The 17,585-nt window shown below is 36.3% G+C and carries 15 protein-coding genes; 6 read left to right on the plus strand and 9 right to left on the minus strand.

Annotated features, from left to right (window positions below; translation table 11 throughout):
* The coding region (locus ACP6PM_RS14295; protein WP_426585667.1) for a HEAT repeat domain-containing protein at positions 1 to 304 on the plus strand (304 nt) is incomplete at its 5' end.
* 166 nt (positions 305 to 470) lie between these two features.
* Here the strand turns inward: ACP6PM_RS14295 and ACP6PM_RS14300 are convergent.
* A complete protein-coding gene (locus ACP6PM_RS14300) occupies positions 471 to 620 on the minus strand; it encodes a hypothetical protein (protein ID WP_426585669.1) in 150 nt (49 codons plus the stop codon).
* 478 nt (positions 621 to 1,098) lie between these two features.
* Here ACP6PM_RS14300 and ACP6PM_RS14305 point away from each other — a divergent pair, with 478 nt between their 5' ends.
* The 3 genes from ACP6PM_RS14305 to ACP6PM_RS14315 all read left to right on the plus strand — a co-directional run bounded on the left by ACP6PM_RS14305 (position 1,099) and on the right by ACP6PM_RS14315 (position 5,878).
* Complete coding sequence (locus ACP6PM_RS14305; protein ID WP_426585671.1) at positions 1,099 to 1,770, plus strand: hypothetical protein; 672 nt, start codon at positions 1,099 to 1,101, stop codon at positions 1,768 to 1,770.
* Positions 1,767 to 2,699, plus strand: a complete 933-nt coding sequence (locus tag ACP6PM_RS14310) for a DUF1822 family protein (protein WP_426585673.1) — start codon at positions 1,767 to 1,769, stop codon at positions 2,697 to 2,699. The genes ACP6PM_RS14305 and ACP6PM_RS14310 overlap by 4 nt, the downstream gene beginning before the upstream one ends.
* A 590-nt stretch (positions 2,700 to 3,289) precedes the next feature.
* Positions 3,290 to 5,878 carry an ABC transporter substrate-binding protein gene (locus ACP6PM_RS14315; protein ID WP_426585675.1) on the plus strand — a complete coding sequence of 863 codons (2,589 nt, stop codon included), beginning with the start codon at positions 3,290 to 3,292 and terminating at the stop codon, positions 5,876 to 5,878.
* A gap of 99 nt (positions 5,879 to 5,977) precedes the next feature.
* On the opposite strand, the gene ACP6PM_RS14320 is transcribed toward ACP6PM_RS14315, so the two are convergent.
* The 5 genes from ACP6PM_RS14320 to ACP6PM_RS14340 all read right to left on the minus strand — a co-directional run bounded on the left by ACP6PM_RS14320 (position 5,978) and on the right by ACP6PM_RS14340 (position 12,106).
* On the minus strand, positions 5,978 to 8,662 hold the full coding sequence (locus ACP6PM_RS14320) for an AAA family ATPase (RefSeq protein ID WP_426585676.1): 2,685 nt from the start codon (positions 8,660 to 8,662) through the stop codon (positions 5,978 to 5,980).
* Between the two features lie 282 nt (positions 8,663 to 8,944).
* On the minus strand, positions 8,945 to 9,487 hold the full coding sequence (locus tag ACP6PM_RS14325) for a hypothetical protein (RefSeq protein ID WP_426585678.1): 543 nt from the start codon (positions 9,485 to 9,487) through the stop codon (positions 8,945 to 8,947).
* A gap of 288 nt (positions 9,488 to 9,775) precedes the next feature.
* Positions 9,776 to 9,988: a hypothetical protein gene (locus tag ACP6PM_RS14330; RefSeq protein ID WP_426585680.1), complete on the minus strand. Its 213-nt coding sequence runs from the start codon at positions 9,986 to 9,988 to the stop codon at positions 9,776 to 9,778.
* Positions 9,989 to 10,068: 80 nt separating this feature from the next.
* On the minus strand, positions 10,069 to 11,016 hold the full coding sequence (locus ACP6PM_RS14335) for a hypothetical protein (RefSeq protein ID WP_426585682.1): 948 nt from the start codon (positions 11,014 to 11,016) through the stop codon (positions 10,069 to 10,071).
* 40 nt (positions 11,017 to 11,056) lie between these two features.
* The gene (locus ACP6PM_RS14340) at positions 11,057 to 12,106 is read right to left on the minus strand and encodes an AAA family ATPase (RefSeq protein WP_426585684.1); all 1,050 of its coding nucleotides are present in this window, start codon (positions 12,104 to 12,106) and stop codon (positions 11,057 to 11,059) included.
* A 183-nt stretch (positions 12,107 to 12,289) separates the two neighbouring features.
* Between ACP6PM_RS14340 and ACP6PM_RS14345 the strand changes: the two genes are divergently transcribed.
* Together ACP6PM_RS14345 and ACP6PM_RS14350 are read left to right on the plus strand one after the other, a co-directional pair.
* Complete coding sequence (locus ACP6PM_RS14345) at positions 12,290 to 12,577, plus strand: hypothetical protein (protein WP_426585686.1); 288 nt, start codon at positions 12,290 to 12,292, stop codon at positions 12,575 to 12,577.
* A 470-nt stretch (positions 12,578 to 13,047) separates the two neighbouring features.
* Positions 13,048 to 13,359: a hypothetical protein gene (locus ACP6PM_RS14350; protein ID WP_426585688.1), complete on the plus strand. Its 312-nt coding sequence runs from the start codon at positions 13,048 to 13,050 to the stop codon at positions 13,357 to 13,359.
* A gap of 602 nt (positions 13,360 to 13,961) precedes the next feature.
* Here ACP6PM_RS14350 and ACP6PM_RS14355 read toward each other — a convergent pair.
* The 3 genes from ACP6PM_RS14355 to ACP6PM_RS14365 all read right to left on the minus strand — a co-directional run bounded on the left by ACP6PM_RS14355 (position 13,962) and on the right by ACP6PM_RS14365 (position 16,838).
* Positions 13,962 to 14,498: an ExbD/TolR family protein gene (locus tag ACP6PM_RS14355; protein ID WP_426585690.1), complete on the minus strand. Its 537-nt coding sequence runs from the start codon at positions 14,496 to 14,498 to the stop codon at positions 13,962 to 13,964.
* Positions 14,499 to 14,713: 215 nt separating this feature from the next.
* Positions 14,714 to 15,463, minus strand: coding sequence for a MotA/TolQ/ExbB proton channel family protein (locus ACP6PM_RS14360; RefSeq protein WP_426585718.1), 750 nt, complete (start codon positions 15,461 to 15,463; stop codon positions 14,714 to 14,716).
* Positions 15,464 to 15,686: 223 nt separating this feature from the next.
* Positions 15,687 to 16,838 carry an RNA-guided endonuclease InsQ/TnpB family protein gene (locus tag ACP6PM_RS14365; RefSeq protein WP_426585691.1) on the minus strand — a complete coding sequence of 384 codons (1,152 nt, stop codon included), beginning with the start codon at positions 16,836 to 16,838 and terminating at the stop codon, positions 15,687 to 15,689.
* Positions 16,839 to 17,585 lie beyond the last annotated feature (747 nt).

A 17,585-nucleotide genomic window follows, 5' to 3' on the forward strand; every position in this document is an offset into this window, starting at 1 on the left:
GGATGTGCGACGTGAAGCAGTGCGACAAATTGCTACTGCTTGGAAACATGAACCCGGAATTTTAGAATTGTTTTACCACACCGCTCTCAATGACCCCTTTCAACGTGAATATGAGTTTCAAGACAACCCTCGACAAATTGCACTACAGGCAATAGTCAAACAATATCCAGACCATCCGCAAACCCTCCCACTATTACAAGACAGAGCAGCAAACGACCCAGACGAACAACTGCGGGAGTGGGCAAAAAAGAAATTGCAGCGCTCACACGGATTATGGCACGGATATACGGATGAAGCGGATTAAGTTTTGTAGATTGGGTTGAGGTACGTAGCAAGATCCCGCAGGGTAACCCAACATATTCTTGTACCTGTTGGGTTTCACTGTCGTACCGCTACGCAGAAGCAAGCTACAACCAAACCTACATGAGTAGCGATCGCTACTCTCGCTCTCTTTTCCATAAATTGATGTTTTATTCATCTATTGTCCAATAGTACATAGTATAGTATGTTGTATTACATTTCATTAACTCACCACCGTTGACTTTTGGTGTGTCGTGCTGACGCTTTTCATTAGCAAAAACACACCCTACTCCTAAACTCAACCAAAGTTCTAGAAGCAATAGTCAAACATTATCCAGACCATCCGCAAACTCCCCCACTATTACAAGACAGAGCAGAAAACGACCCAGACTAACAACTGCGGGAGTGGTCAAAAGAGAAATTGCAGCGATTAGAAAATAGCTAGTGTGAGCATCTTGCTCACGAATATAAAAAAATGTTTTTGTAGGGACATTCCATAGAACGTCCCTACTCTTACCCTACTCTATAATTTGAAAATCAAAAATATAATCACATACCCTATAGCAATTTTCAGGTAAACGAACCGAACCACATTAAAAAAATTATCGCTCCCTAGGGACGTTGCATGAAACGCCCCTACTGTTGTCTAACGAAATGAAAACTGCTGTAAATCATAAAAAACTTTTGACAAGCAGATATATAAAAAGGAGAGGGTTAAAAATTAAGGTAAGCCAAATATATATTTGTGGTTGATGGGCTAAACTCAGAACATTCAACTATTGTTATAGGAGGATCGCCGTGGAAGACCAACTGCGAGACCTAATTACCCAAATATGTCAATCTCAAAACCCTAGTCCAGAACGCCAGAAAGCCTTAAATAGATTACTGATACTAATCCAACAACTACCAGGATTATATAGGTCATCTCACCAAAATTATCCAGAGGCTTTTAATCGTACCTTAGAATGGGCAAGCAAAAATATTCAAAATTTTAGTCCTACTTCTCCTTGGGAAAAAAGTTTTGTAATTTGGATTAATGGTTATTTGAAATGGCGCGTCCGAGATTTATATATTGCTGATAATAAATATGAAAATGAGAGTATAGATAAACCTATTAATGATGATGAAGGACAATCAACAACTTTAGGTGAAAAATTACCAGCTAATACTCTCAGTTTACTGGAAATGAAAATTGCTGAACTACAACAAGCTAAACGTCAAAGACAAGGTATTGCAGTTCAGGAATATATTAAGACAGACCCAGAGGAAAAACTCCAAGCATCTCATCCGAGAAAACATCCCGAATGTAACTGTCATGTATTAGCCATTCGGTTATTATTGGAAGAAAAAAGAATATCTAATATTTCTAGAGAAATTAATATCAGTAACCAAACCCTTTATTCTCACTGGAAGCGGAAATGTCTTCCCTTGTTACAAGAAATTAGTAGTAAATTTGGAGAACAACCATGACCCTAGCTTTAGCACAACCATTAACAGTTTATTTAACTCCAGAAGCTCATCAATACGCAGGACAATTTGCAGCCGAACAAGCAACTCCAGAAAAAGGAAAACAAGTTTATCTAAATACTCTTGCTGTTCTGGCAGTGCAAACTTATTTAAAGTGGATAAATATTCAAACAGCTATTCAGCAAAGTGATTGTTGGAATGCTGGTTCAAGAGCAATATTTAATTTGGCTGACTTAGTTTTACCAAATATTGGCAAACTGGAATGTCGTCCGGTATTGCCTGGGGAAAAAGAGTTTTATTTGCCTCCAGAAGTTACCGAAAATAGAATTGGTTATATAGCAGTTCAATTTGAGTCAGATTTAAACCAAGTACAACTATTAGGATTTGTTTCTGGAAGAAAGATTAACCAATTTCAAGAATCTATTTCACTGACAGAAATAGATTCTTTAGACACATTAATTGACGAAATTGATTGGTGTAAAAAATTTGTCAACTTACGGCAGTGGTTTGGGGGAATTTTCCAGGCAGAATGGCAACCTTCAGAATTATTGCCAGGTACTAATATGAGAAGTGTAAGAAAAGCTACTTCTGAATCTGAAGTACCAAGTATTAGTTGTGGAAAGATTATTAATTGGGGTAGTGGAGCGACTCAGCGATCTATAGTATTCATGGTAAAAGTGACAGCTAAATTTGAGGAGGAAGAGGAAGGAATAGATGTTTGTGTAAGACTTTATCCTGCTGATGAAAGTCTCTATTTACCTCCCGATCTACAACTGAAAATATTGGATGAGTCTGGTATTTCTTGTATGGAAGCTGAGGCGAGGGAAACAGATGATTGGATACAATTAGAATTTGGTTGTAAAACTAAAGAAAAATTTACTATAGAAATGAGTTTAGGCGAGCAAGTAATTAGAGAAAATTTTGTGGTTTAATACCATTTATCAAAAACTTTTTTACATTTTCTTGAGCTGAGGAGTAGGGGAGTAGAGGAGCTTACAAGGGTATGTTTTTTAGAATTATGTCCTTGGGTCTCGAGGGTTTGGGGAGTGTGGAGAGTGGAGGAGAAGTAAAAATATGCATAACTAATACTAACTGGGTAATAGTTATTAAAAAGGTTATTCAGCGTTTGTTAATTACTTAATAATGGAACCGATAAATCCTAAGAACCTAACTCCTCTACCCCCATTCCCTACCAAGGAATCTATGCTTTATAAACATCTTTATTAACATAAAACTTGACAAAAAAAAGAAGTTATGAATTTGCCATTCAATGGATATTTCAGGAGAGTAAACGTATTTAATTAGAGGTTTTTCTTCCCCCACCTCCCCATCTCCCCACCCCCCCATCTCCCTATTAGAAAAGGGTTTTAGGAGTTCCTTATAAGGGATAGACCAGGGAATGGGGATTTCAAAGCCTCTTTCCTGGTAGGAGAGAGGTTTGGAGAGAGGTTTTTTATGAGTTTAGAAACTGTTTCTAAGTATGGCATTACTTTTAGTAATTGGTTCAAGAGGATAGATAAGTATGAAAATAATTAAAATTAAACTAATTGATAGTGTTAATGATAAATTTCATGTCACTTTAACTTTAATAGATACTAAAGATACTAATTTTCACTCTATTGATGGTTTTTTGCCATGTTTACCTTTTCAACTAGAAACATCTTTTAAGGAATGGAAAGAAGCTTATTATGAGTTGGAAGATGTGGGGAAAGTAGCAACTCGCCTTAGCCCAAAATCAGTGGTTAATTATTCTAGTGCTGAACAAAAAGAACAAGTTAAAATTACTCTTAATCAATGGCTAGATAGTGGAGAGAGTAGTTGGCAACCTATACGAGACGAGTTAATTGCTGTTTTAAGTTCTCTACAATCTTCTGGGGAAGAAATTCGCTTATTTTTGGATATTCAAAATCCTAATTTACGTCGAATTCCTTGGCAAGAATGGAGTTTATTTGAGTCTCGTTTTCCTCAAACAGAAATTGCTATCCGAGTTAAGGGTAGAGGTAGCTCTAAAGGAGTGCGTAAATTATCGAAAGTAAGGATTATTGTCATAATTGGAAAGAGTGATGGTATTAATACAAAGTCAGATTTAGAGGTAATTCAAAAGTTAAAAGAAAAGGGTGCGGAAGTTAAATATTTACATCAACCAACCAGGGAGACTTTATCTAATGCTTTGCGGGAAGAACCTGGTTATCACATCTTAGTTTTTGCTGGTCATAGTTGTAGTAAAGAAGATGGTTCAATTGGTTGGATAGATTTGAATGATGAGGATAGATTAAGTATTGAAGAGTTTAAGAATTCTTTGAAATTTGCAATAGATAAAGGGTTGCAGTTAGCAATTTTTAATTCCTGTGATGGTTTGGGTTTAGCAAATCAATTGGCTAACCTTGGTTTGTCACGAATTATTGTTATGCGGGAACCTGTTCCAGACATAGTGGCAGTGAAATTTTTGGAGTACTTCTTTGAGGAATTTGCAAATAATAAATCCCTGTTTGAATCTGTACAAATAGCAAAAGGAAGGTTAGAACATTTTGAAAAGCTTTATCCAGGGGCAATGTGGTTGCCTACTCTTTGTATTCAAGAAACAGCTTTGTCTCATTCTCTGAGGTGGGAGCAGTTTATTCATCCAAATATATGGGAGAAATTTAAGCTTCTTTTGAAGCTCGCAAATATGGGATGTTTGCAAATTACAGTCGCAGGAATTTTATTAGGACTTTTGGTGATTAATGTAGTGAAAAATCAATTCATTTCAACTCCAGATATATCATCACCACCAGAAATTTCTCAAAATATTAGTCAGGGAGGAAAGCTGTTAATTTCTTCAAAGACAACTCCGGCAAAAGAAATGGGAATTCAGGAGTTTGATAGTGAGAAATTTGCTAGGGCGATCGCTCAATTTCGTCAGTCTCTCCAAACCCATAAAAATGACCCGGAAACTTTGATTTATTTGAATAATGCAATTGCTGAACAAAAGTCTAATACTAATATTGGGGAAAAGATAGAAATTGCCGTAAGTGTTCCTATAGGTCAGGAATCAGATATTGCTCAGGAAATTTTACGAGGAGTTGCCCAAGCTCAAACTGAATTTAATTGTGGTTTGGATAAAATTTCTCTGGCTATTACAAATATTGAAAGTACACTAAATTGCTCTGGTAGTTTGAATGGGAAATTTCTAAAAATTACTATTGCTGATGATGAATATCTGCCAAAAACTGCAGAAAAAATTGCTGAAGCTTTAGTAGAAAATGAGAAAATTATTGCTGTTGTTGGTCACTCTTCTAGTGATATGACTTTACAAGCAGGAGATATTTATAACAAAGCTCAATTAGTGGTAATTTCTCCTACTAGCACTTCTATTAGTTTGAAAAATTTTGGTAAGTTTGTGTTTAGAGTTGCACCGAGCGATGGCCTAGCAGCTCAAGCTTTATTGAATTATTTGAATAAACAAAATTGGGCAGAGCAAAAGATAGCTGTTGCTTATATACCTGGTAATAATTATAGTGAGTCTCTAGCTCAAGAATTTGAGAAATTACTGCCAGAAAAATTTGTATATAAGTGCAATATTTTAGCTGGAACTTTTAGTGCTAGTGACTGTGTGGAATCAGCCCAAAATCAAGGTGCAGAAATAATGCTTTTGATTCCTGCTACAGACAGAACTCTGGGTAATGCAATAGGAATAATTAATAATGCTAAAGGATTGAAATTATTAGGTGGAGATTCTGTTTATAATCCTAGGGTATTAAAGGATGCTGGTCAGCAAGCAGATCGAGCAAATTTAACCCTTGCTATTCCCTGGCATCGTTACCCTAATTCTGAATTTTCTCAAACAGCGAAAAAGTTTTGGAATGCTGAAGTTAGTTGGCGTACTGCTACATCTTATGATGCGACTCAAACTATTATTAAAGCTCTAGATGAAATGAGGGGTAATTATTCTCGTAAACAATTACAAAGAATCTTATCTAGTCGTGATTTTTATCTAGAAGGAGTAACAGGAAAAATTAGATTTGGGGAGTTAGGCGATCGCCAGTTTCTAGACAAAGATAAATCAGTATTAGTTCAAGTTAAACCTAGTGTTAAATCTGGAAAATATGAATTTGTAATTCTGGAGCAGTAAAATTAAAAGAAGGAAGAAGGAGGAAGGTTAATACCATAATTTGAAATAGAATTTTTCCCCTTTCCTTTTGTGGTGATAACTGATAACTGAAATGGCCTCCTACTCACATTGATTTTTCACTACCCAACGCCGAAACAATTCTACGGCAAATTTCAAGTTTCCCTCGGTTGCGACAATGACATCGTGGCGAGAAAGGGTCTCAAGTGCATTATTAATAGTGGTTTCATCTAAACCTGTAAGTTCCTGAAGCATAGCGCGACTGCAACTTCCCGAACACTTAGCTAAAGCCTTCAGAATATCTTGTTGTCCCGCTGCATCCTGCCCTGCTTGCCCCCAAACTCCCGTGAAATAATAGCGCCCATTTTGGAATAGTTCATTTTTTTCAAGAATGGCATCCACATCGGCAACGGTAAAAATAGGTTCCCTTGGTTTTCCCTCCTCGAAGGTTTGCTCGTTGTAGCGACGGACAAGTAAAAATCCCAGTAGTTGTATTAGGTATGGTTGTCCGGATGTGAGGTCGTAAATGCGATCCATTGCTTCTGGTTCGTAGGTGAGCAGGAAGTCTGGGTTGGGGTTGGCAAGGAGTTGTCTGGTTGTTGCTCTATTCAAAAAACCGACACGGATGGGAATAACGCTGGCAAAAAATGGCTCAAAGTAATCTTCTGTCATTTCTTCGAGAGTGTGCAACCCCGCGAAGGCAAAGGCAATTTTCCGATCCATCTGCACGAACCCCCGCAATACTGCCATGAAGTTAGGGGGAAGTTGTTGCGTGTTAATTAGGTCTTCAATGGTTTCAAATTCATCCAGGGCAATAATTAAGCGTTTGTTATCTAATTTTTGAATTGCTTGTTGTAAGTAGAGTTTAAAAGTTCGTTGGGGAAGTTTCAGGAGTTCGTCTGTGTCGGGTGGGGAAAGGTTAATAGCACCTGAAATTTCATCACTAATTGCTAAAAACACCTCACCCATTCCCTCAGAAATAGCTCCTAAAGGTTGGAGGTTCAGATAAACAACTTGTGTATCTGCACCCGAAGATTTGGCAACATTCCGTAGAATAGATGTTTTTCCCATGCGACGATGACCGAAGACAACAACAGACTGTAGCTGAGAATTCCTAATCCAAAGTTCCTCAAGCTCTCTCATAATATCTTCCCGACCTACAAATAATTTACCCTTAACTGGATCGCCAATGACATAAGGATTTTCTACAGGTTTAGTAATAGAAACTTTATGCCTTTCTCTTTGAATGTTTTCTAAAGCTTCCTCCCAAGTTTTGGCAATATCAACTATTAAACCCTGTTCTGCTTGGGGAAGTGCATCAGCACTATCTTGAATTTTTCTTAACTGACTGGTTACCGAGTTGAGGGAAAAATAACGATCTGACTTTGAGGCTTTCTCTAAAATGTGTTGGGTATCTTCAACAATGTGACGAAAAGCTTTAAGTGTTTTCCAGGTGGTGGGGTGTAAGTAAGGTTCAGAAGGAAACTCAGAAAATTGAATTTTGGCAATAGTGTCACGTTTTATAGTATATTTCGGGAAACTAAATTCTTTCCTTTTTTCTGTAGAGATGTCTATTGCAGTTTGAAGCCGAGAAAGCGTTTCAGCTAAAATAAACATTTCCTCACCATAAAGTAGAAAGCGCACTTTATCAAATGCTGCTGTTGCTTTTTCAGGTTCTTTTTCATGGAGATGCCAGAAACCGGCAGCAGTAGCACGAGCTGGAGTGTCTAAACGAGTTGGTGCTATTGATGGTATTTTTTGAAAAAATTTAAAAAGATTGAGTCCTCCAGTAAACTCCGATTTCAACTCTTCTACTAGGGATGCAGATGCTAACTTTACAAGTTCCCAATCATAAGGATTTTCTGCTAGTTGAGCAACTCGGTAAACAATTTGGTCTGAAGGGAGTTGTGCTAGCACCTGATTGATGGCTCTGACAACTGGAATAAATTGTAAGCTATATCTTAAGAGTTGATCGATATTTTCTAAACCTAGTTCCCAATCCTTTCTCAACCAATATTTCAAGCGAATTGTTAGTAAAGGTAAAGGTAAAGGAGTAATTCGAGGCAATAACCAAGAGCGATTCTGAACTGATATCAAGTTCAGTGGTACAGTAATCAACCAATTTTCTGGATTCCAAATTCCCACACTAAAAGCTATGGCAACCACTAAGCTAGGTAATACACCAAGTACCAAATTTCCTAGCAAGCTCACAAATATAACAAGCGTTACACAGATAGCTACACCTTGCGCTAGACTTCTCATTACACCTCCTCTCATGCTTCCTGTGTTTTTTTCTGCCAAACCTTTCATTAACCCAAACATCAAGCCAAACACGAAGATAGATGCTACACCTTCTGGCAATGTTGCTACACTTACCATCACACTATACACTACACCATACGCTAAAATGTTTCTTTGCTCACCTGTTATATCTCCTATAATGCAAAGTATCATTCCTGTCATCATGCCATACAATACATTTTCCCAATTAGTAGTAAAACCTATTTGCTCAAACAATTTACAAAACCAATAAGGAACAAAAACTACTAACAATACCCCTTGGAAATGTAATTTTAACATGAACTCCAACCTACTTTCCCTTGTAGTTTCTTCCGTTAAACCTTCTCCCCCCCCATAATTTTCCACATACCACCGCACCGCCTGCGGAAAGAAAAACACCCAATACAACAACCGCAAATAATCCAAAGGATTCCAAATAGAGAGGGGACGCTTCAATTGTGGCGCTAGATCGAGACGGGGAACGGAATCATTGTTTTTTTTCATCATTGTTAGCAAATAGGTTAGAAAATTAATAAAACATAACTTATATCAAATCCAATAATAATTATTATAGTCATTGCGACTGGAACGGAGTGGAAGGAAGCAATCTCAGAGATATCGCGAGATTGCTTCACTGTCGCTCGCAATGACAGAATGACTTGAGGACTTACGCAGAAACCGGGTTTATCAATAATCAGGGCAATAAACCCGGTTTCTTGTTTGGGTGCGTACTTTCAACTATCCAAAATTCCCACCAGCACATCGAAGACCTCTCCCCCAACCCCTCTCCTACGAGGAGAGGGGAGTTTCTCCCCCTTCCCTTGCAGGGAAGGGGGTTGGGGGGTTAGGTTTTTCCAAAATCCCCACCAGCACATCAACCAAAGCCTCCAAATCTCCAGGCACCCTCAAAGAATCAATATTTTGCTGAATTAAACGTTGTTTTTTATCCAAAATATCAAATATCCAAAGTTCCCCCATAGTTACACAACCAAAAATTAAATCCTGTTCCGGTTCCCATTCTGATAATGCAATTAACTCCACAGCTAACTGTGTAAAACCTCGCGTCATATCATCATGTTTGGCCTCAATTACTAACAGTTGAGAATTACTTTGTAGGAAGTAATCAAGACTACCTTTCAATCGTTCATTGACATTCAAAGGATATTCAATTCTGAGCTGACATTGACAGTAGCGAGCGACTTCCAAAAGTACCGGAGCAATTAAAATTTCTCGCCGTGCTGCCTCACTACTCAAACTAACTAAAGGCAAAGTTTCCTCTATTCGCTGACGTAATTCTGACAAACGTTCCAGTTGCCGAGTTGATGTCGGCAAAGACAATCTTGTTCTTTGGAAATTGTAGTCAAATTCAGCTAAAATATCGTCAGTTTCCTAGGGCAACTCAAAGTAAGAGCGAAAGGTGTAAGATTTATTTTCCTGAAGAATAGAATGCTTGGACATACGGAAGTCATAAATTTAAAAGTAAAAATCAACCACATAAAAAAAATGATAACCCTGTAGGGACGTTGCATGCAACATCCCTACTTTGCCACATTTATTTATGGTATTTATGGTCTTTTATTCATCTGAGGGCAAAATATACCAATTCCCACAGTAATTTCATCAATTTTCCACTCCAAATCTAGCTAATAGTTCCTCACGAGATAAGTGAGATAACTGTAAAATTAGCCTATTAAAATCTTCTTTTGGCAACTCCATAATCTGTTCAAGAATTACCTCTAGTTGGCTATCCAATTTGCCAAAGCGAAATACAAGTAAGCTTTCGAGCATTTCTTGATATCCTTTTTGTCTTCTTTTTTGTATTTCTAGTTGCATATCTCGTTATATACCTTGTTGTTTTCTTGACTAAATAGCCTGTTGTAAACGTTGAAAAAAAAGTGGTGATAATGTCATAATTATCCTCCAAATCTATCTAATAGTTCCTCACGAGACAATTGTAATAGTAAGGGCATTAATTCTGGTAAAGATAAAGATAGTAAAGGTTCAATAATTACCTCTAGTTGGCTATCCAATTCTCCAAAGCGAAATACAAGTAAGTTTTTAATAGTTTCTCGACGTTCTTGTTGTAAACCTTGTTGTATACCTTCCTCTCTACCTTGTTGTACTCCTTGTTGTAAACCTTGTTGTATACCCGACTGAGTAGCCTCTTCTAAACGTTGAGAAAAAAGTGGTGATAATCTCATAATTAACTCCCTATCTTCTGGATCTACATCTGGATTTACTTCTATATTACTCAGTAAATCTGATAATAACAATAGAGCATTATCACGCTGGGGATTATCCTTGGGTAAACCTTCCAATTCATCAATGGCTTGAGACTGAACTTTTCCCCTACCTAATATTCTCAGCCACATTGTTTCTGGAGTTCTTGGTAATTGATGAATTACTACTATTGCTGTACGGAAATATTCTCCGAAAAAGTAAATTCCCGAAGACCAGTTTTCTTCATCTAGAGTAGCTCTAAATCCATTTAATATATTTTGGGAAGCTGTAGGAGTTAATATCCATAATTTGGGATAATCATCTATAGAAATACGAGTTTTATTTCGTTTCGCTTCACGTTGAATTTCTCCTTTAACTTCTAGTAATTTGAGAAGACAACTATCAATTTCATCAGGAGTAACAGGATTACGATAAGGTTCAAATAAAGCTGAAGTTGTAGCCAAGCGACCTAATAATCCTAATTCTTCTGGATTTCCTTGAAGTTGTGGTTGGGGAGAAAACCAAACATCTATTTGTCTGACCTCTCCTCGAACTTCACGGGGTGCTTTTACTTCCCCAATACTTGATAGTAATTCTTCTAAATATTGTTTGGCAAATTGGTCGTGGGGGAATTGGGTCATTTCAATTATTAGTTATTACTTATCAGCAATTAAAAAACTGCTATAGCTTTTTCCTCTCAAATAATTCATAACATTGATGCTTCACTTTACCAGGATGACCATCACTTGTTTTAATAATATCTGAAATCTCATCCTCACTAAACTCAATTCCTTGATATTCTTGCTCCAAAAAATCAGCCTGAAGCCTACTCTCAATAAAATCACGAATCGTTTTTTCATTCCAGGGTTCTAGATATTCTTCAATGCAGATATTTTTAAATGGTGAAGTCTTATCCCCACTATCTGGAAATAAAATATCCAGCGGTTTAGAAGCAGCAACTACTAAACGCAAAGGAGGATCGACATCATTTGCTAATCCTCGTAACTGACTGCGAAGTTTATTAGTAAACCAGTCATAACTTATATTTTCTACCACATCAAGCAACAGCAAAATTCGATATAGTTTGATATTTCTTTGTAACTTATATCCCTGACAAATTTCAATACCAACCTCCTCACAAATAGCTGTATAAAAATCATTATCATTGTGAATATTTTGCAAATCTATATATATCGGTTTTCGAGGTTTCTTGAGATATTGACTAGCTTTTTGAGCGATCGCCTTCAATAGAGAAGACTTTCCCACTCCACTCTCACCAATAATGGCAATACTACTGCCACTATTAAGTACCTCAAAAATTCTGGTAATTTCTCGCTCTCTATTAAAAAAGAACTTTGGATTATCTATAATTCCACTTAATGGGATAAAAGGATTAGAAACTTTTTCTTGAAATTGTGTTAAAGTATTGGGATTTTGTTGTCGGTCGTATCGATTATGATATTCTGTTTCTAACCATTTTAATAAGATTGGAAACTTATTTTTTCCACTATGATTTATGATTTTTTTAAATTTACGATATACTTGCGATTTTCGTTTTTTATAAGCTTCCTCATTATCATCACCCATTACAATACGACAAATTTCTGTCTCATCTTTCTCCAAATTTATCCTTTTAAATCTTCCCAAAAAGAACTCTTGTTCTGCTAAGGTCAATTTATAATCGACAGCAATATTTTTCAGAAAATCATCCCAGAATTCCCAATTCTCCATCAGCCCGACTTGTGTTTTGTTGTATTTAGTATAGCTAAAAATCTGCTTTCTCACAAAAGAGGAATATTATTTCCCCCTAATTACCCCTGGCTAAATTCTTCAGGGGGAAGTTTTTGGGGCTTACAGAATTAAGGAATATTCCATATCCTGAAATTGTAGGTTAATTCAATAGATAAAAAAATCATGCAAAGGCAAAAATCATCTCAAGAATATTGCTGTTTATTGGTTCGAGACAATAGTAATAACAACTATTATATTTGTTTCAAATGCGGTCAAAAACATTTGCAAAATAAACCAAAAATCAGATGGGATAAATTATTAAAAATAGGAACAGCAATTATAATTACCCTATTAATCAGTTTTACCTCTGTGAATCAAGAAACATTAGATTCCCAGACACAAACTATTCAAATTATTAAAAATTATGCGACAATAACTAGACTAATTTTGGAATTTATGGAAAATAAATAAACCGAAAATAATATAGCAATCATATTTCAGTTGTAAGATTTTAGTAGTAATTAGGAGTCAGAACTCAGGAGTTAGGAGTCAGAATATAAAAGGATTTTGATCTATCTTAATTCTTCTTAAATATCGATCAAAATTATTCCTGATTGCTATAATAGCTTTAAGCATTTGTGCACCGAAAATTCACTCAAAAATTACTTTAAACTTTTGATTTTTGACTTTTAATTTTTGACTTGCGCGTAGCACTGGGAGTATCTCAACCCATCCACAACCATGTACGGATTTCCTGACAATGGAATGTGGTTAAGCGATTAGAGCGTTAAAAAAGTTCCTAATCAAGTTAAAATTCAAAGAGATACAATTAACTTTGGTCAGTTGCAACTGTCGGGACTGCTCCTGAGTTAATTACGCACTTGTACTTATGTACTTTATAAAAGTCCTAAATTGCAAGATCAGACTTAGGGAGAATAATTGTGGCCAAAAAAGACAAATTAAAAAAGTCTAATCTTCTCTACCAAAGATTAAAAGAAGCATTAGAAAATGGTAGTAAAGTCCGCATTGAAGCTGAGGAAAGTTATTATGGTTTCCCTATTACTTTAACAAAAGATTTTGTAGAAATTATGGTTTTAGTGCCACCAGATGAATATGATGATGAAGATGATTCTTTTAAGCAGGTGACATGGTTGATTCGACTTTCGTCTATTTTTGCGATCGCCTACCCTACAGAATACTGGTCAACGGCAAGATTGGAAAAATTACTGGAAGTAGGTTCAAATCAAGTTTAAATTTTTTTTAGTTAAAACTATACTATATAGAGGTAAATTAACATTCTCCCGTTATTATCTTTAATTTAACGGGATTTGATTATAAAACTAAAACGGTACAGAAACCGGGTTTGTACAAATAGATATCAATATTGTGATATCTCTAAAACAAACCCGGTTTCTTATAGCGCTACGCGCAAGTCAGAAGTCAGAAGTCAGAAGTCAGAAGTCAGAAGTAATCCCTGACGCTCGTTTGAGCATTTATAAGTGTCCTAATCTTTGCTTTGACTACTATATTATTTACTTTTTGCCAAAATAGGTAAAAGATTTTTATAGAATCTGGTTGAACACAAGTCAATTTCTACCAAAGGGAAGTAATCTCGCGCCACCCCTGAGATTGCTTCCTTTCACTCCGTTCCAGTCGCAATGACTAATTATCTAGATTTGATATTACAGCAGATTCCGATGAGATTGCTTCCTTCCACTCCGTTCCAGTCGCAATGACTAATTATCTAGATTTGATATTACAGCAGATTCCGAGTATATGAAGTAAAAATATTAAAATGATCTACTTTGCAGTATTTTCTGTTCCCTGTTCCCTTCAAAAGTGAAAAATATTGACCCTATTGTGATGATCCAGGAGCAGGGGGTAATTTATATTCATTAGGATCGACTGTTCTTGCTGGAGTAGGTTTTTGTTCAGACTCAGAGGGAGTAACCGACTTCTCAGAAGTATCGCCACCACCACTTTGAGGCGAACCAGGTAAAGTTGCTAGAGCTACGCGATCGCCTCCCACCTCTCGTAACAAATCTAAAACTTGCACAACATCATTGTATCTTGCCTCTTTAGGAGCATATAATACAACAACCCCCCTAGGATTAACCTGATTATATCTACGCACAAACTTTTCGAGTTCTACAGCATTCACAGGTTGTTGTTCAATAAAAGTTTTTCCCACCTCATTCAGACTCACAAGTAACATATCTTGTGATTGAGGTTTACCCGTGCTAGCTTTTGGTAAATCAACATTAATTGCTTGCTGACGGGTTAACTGCAAAGCAGCTAAAAGAAAGAAAGTTAAAATACAAAAAATTACGTCAATTAGAGGTATTAATTCAATCCTAACTTCTTCACTAGCCAATTCTTGATTAAGTTTCATAATTTTTTGGTTTGGAGAAATGATAAATTATAGCGCTACGCGCAAGTCAAAACTTAAAAGTCATGCATTTAAAAGTAGTATCGCTCGTGAGTTTTCTGTCCGTCCCCTAAATGCGCAGTGCTATAGCTAGAGTAAAATTATCTATTGGAAAAAAATCAATATTATTTTGCTTCAATAAATGAGCGACTTTTTTGTTCTAATTGCTATATTTTTAGTCAGTTATTATTAGGTTCATCTGGAGGTGGTTCAACATCACTTTCGGGTGAAAAATCTGTTGGCTTTTTATCCTGTTCTAAACCATCAGAAACATTCCGAGAATTCTGCACCCATGAAGAAGGAAAATAAGAATTCTTATCTTGTGAATTGTGCTGATTTAAAGATGCCTGTTGCCAATATTGTCGGTAGAGCAATTCCAACTCATTGCCAGCTTTCCGAAAAACCTTCATTTGATTAAATAACAAACTTTGAAATAATCGATAAAATACCAGGCTAAAAATAGCTACTACTAAACCAGCAGCCGTACTAATTAAAGCTTCACCAATACCTACTGTTACTCCGGCAGTTGAAGAAGTACCCAGATCGCCCAAGCGAATCGAACCAAGGGAACCAATAAGACCCAAAACAGTTCCCAGTAAGCCTAACATGGGAGCCAAAGCAATTACCCCTTCCAGTAACTTATCTCCCTTCCTCATCGAGGCCAACTCATCATCAGCGGCAGCCTCCAGTGCCAATTTAAATACTTCTGGCTCCGGGTTTTGTAACCGTAAAGGTGCGTAGAGAAAACGACCAATAGGTTGTTTTACGGTACGTCTCGCCATTTCCGTTGCTATACTCCAGTCACGGCGTGCCGCCTCTAATACTCGGTTAACCGTTTGTTTTTCCTTAATTAATAGGTTTGTCCAAAACCATAGGCGATCGATTATGGTACTTAGGGACAAAATTGATAAAACTAACAGAGGCCACATAGCAGGGCCTCCCTTCTGAATCAGCTCTTCAAAAGTCACAGTATATTCACTCCAGCAGTTTCTAAGTGATTATTTACTTAATATTTGTCTATTTACTTTTTAGTGAACTACCCATCGCTGACCTTAACAGGTAGGGGGCGGGCTTCAATCTTCATTGGAAATAGCATCTAACAAAACAGAAGTTTTACCAGATGTCTTACACTCGCTCAGATTGGCAGCAGAGCTAGTTCCTAACTCCAATATCCGCAAAGCTACCCTTCGGGAAGGCTTCGCCAACATTTTTGACGTTGATTGCTGCATTGATATCATGATCGTGGGTTGTTTGACAATTTTCACAAGTCCACTTTCTCACATCAAGAGGTAAACTACCGACTTGATTGAGGCAAACATTACAAGTTTTACATGAAGGGAAAAACCTATCAACTTCTATATAAATTTTCCCAACTCTATCTGCTTTGTAACTCAGCATAGTTGTAAACATTCCCCAACCACAATCACTAATTTCTTTAGCTAAGTTGTGGTTTTTTACCATGTTTTTTACCACGAGATTTTCTACTGTAATACACGTCGCCGACACGTTTTTTGGGACGGCTCCCCTATGGTTTTCATTGACTATTTTGCAGGATAGCTTGTGTAGAAAATCATCACGATATCTAACTATTTTTCCTTGAACTTTAGCTACTTTAATTCTAGCTTTATTTCTATTATTACTTCCTTTCTGTTTGCGAGCTAACTTTTGTTGTTTCCGTTTGAGATTAATAGCGTGTTTAGCAATATGCTTAGGATTTACATATTTATAACCCTCTGAAGTTAGACAAAAATGAGTTATTCCTAAGTCAATTTCTATTACTTTTCCTACAGTTAATTTTTGAGAAATATCTTTACCATTATCAACTAAAACAGAGGCAAAGTATTTACCATCTCGATTCTTAGAGATAGTTAAAGTTTTAATTTCTCCAACAAAATTTCGATGAAGGCGACAATATACTAATCCAATTTTAGGTAGTTTTATATAGTCATCTTTAAATATAACATTTTGAGAATAACTAATAGACTGCCTACCTTTTTTAGACTTAAATTTTGGTAATTTAGCACGTCGTTCAAAGAAGTTTTTGTAAGCCGTAGATAGATTCAATGCTACTACTTGAAGATACTGAGAATAGGTATCAGTTCTTAGCCATTCATGTTCCTTTTTCAGAGTAGGTAACATTTTTTGAATAGCTGCTCTGCTCAGACTTTTTCCAGTATCTTTATATGTTTCATGGCACAAGGAAAGTGAATAGTTCCAAAACCATCTACAAAAACCGAAGCTCTTTGCTAGAGCTAGTTGCTGTTCTAATGTTGGGTATATTCTATATTTGTATGCTTGATACATTTATCACTTAATTTGCAACCATGATAAAATTATAGAATTATAGCATATATTTTTGTTGGCAAATCAATATTGTCTGTTCGCCTCTGTACCTCTGGCTCACGCCCTCTCATCCCGACCCTCCCTTGCAAGAGAGCGCGGGACTTCTTGCAGTTTTTAGTTAAGTTCTGAGGAACTATCAAATTTTAATATATATACTATAGAGATATATATTGACAAAAGTTAGAGTAAATGATATTACATAGGATTTGCAAATATTAAGATTTATACATATTTTTTTAGGCTTAATTATTGCATCAAGTTTAAGCACATTTTCCGCATTTACTTTGACGACTGGTCCAAAAGAGAATGAAATGATCGGGTGCAGACTACATAAACTAGGTTTGAAACCCATATCATTAATATTAAGGGTGTCAATGTTTGAATTTATAAGTTGTTAGTTAACAATTACGTCCCTGATTAAAATAATTAGCTGCAAAATGTGGGAATTAACATTAATTAGGAAATATTCTGGAAATAGGGGTAGGTATAGCAGAATTTAGAATTCAGAATTTAGAATTCAGAATTCAGAAGCCAGAAGTCAGTAGGGGCAAATGGCCATTACCCCGTACATTCTGAATGTGACTAAATTTGAGAGACGTGAGAATGTCCTAACTGCTATATGACTGAAAAGTTATATCATTACCCACCAACGGAAACCTCCAAAATAGCATTATTCGGGACTAAAACCCACATTTACAATTTTTAGCA

The sequence above is a fragment of the Dapis brunnea BLCC-M229 genome (assembly GCF_050015995.1).
Classification (GTDB): Bacteria; Cyanobacteriota; Cyanobacteriia; order Cyanobacteriales; family Microcoleaceae; genus Trichodesmium.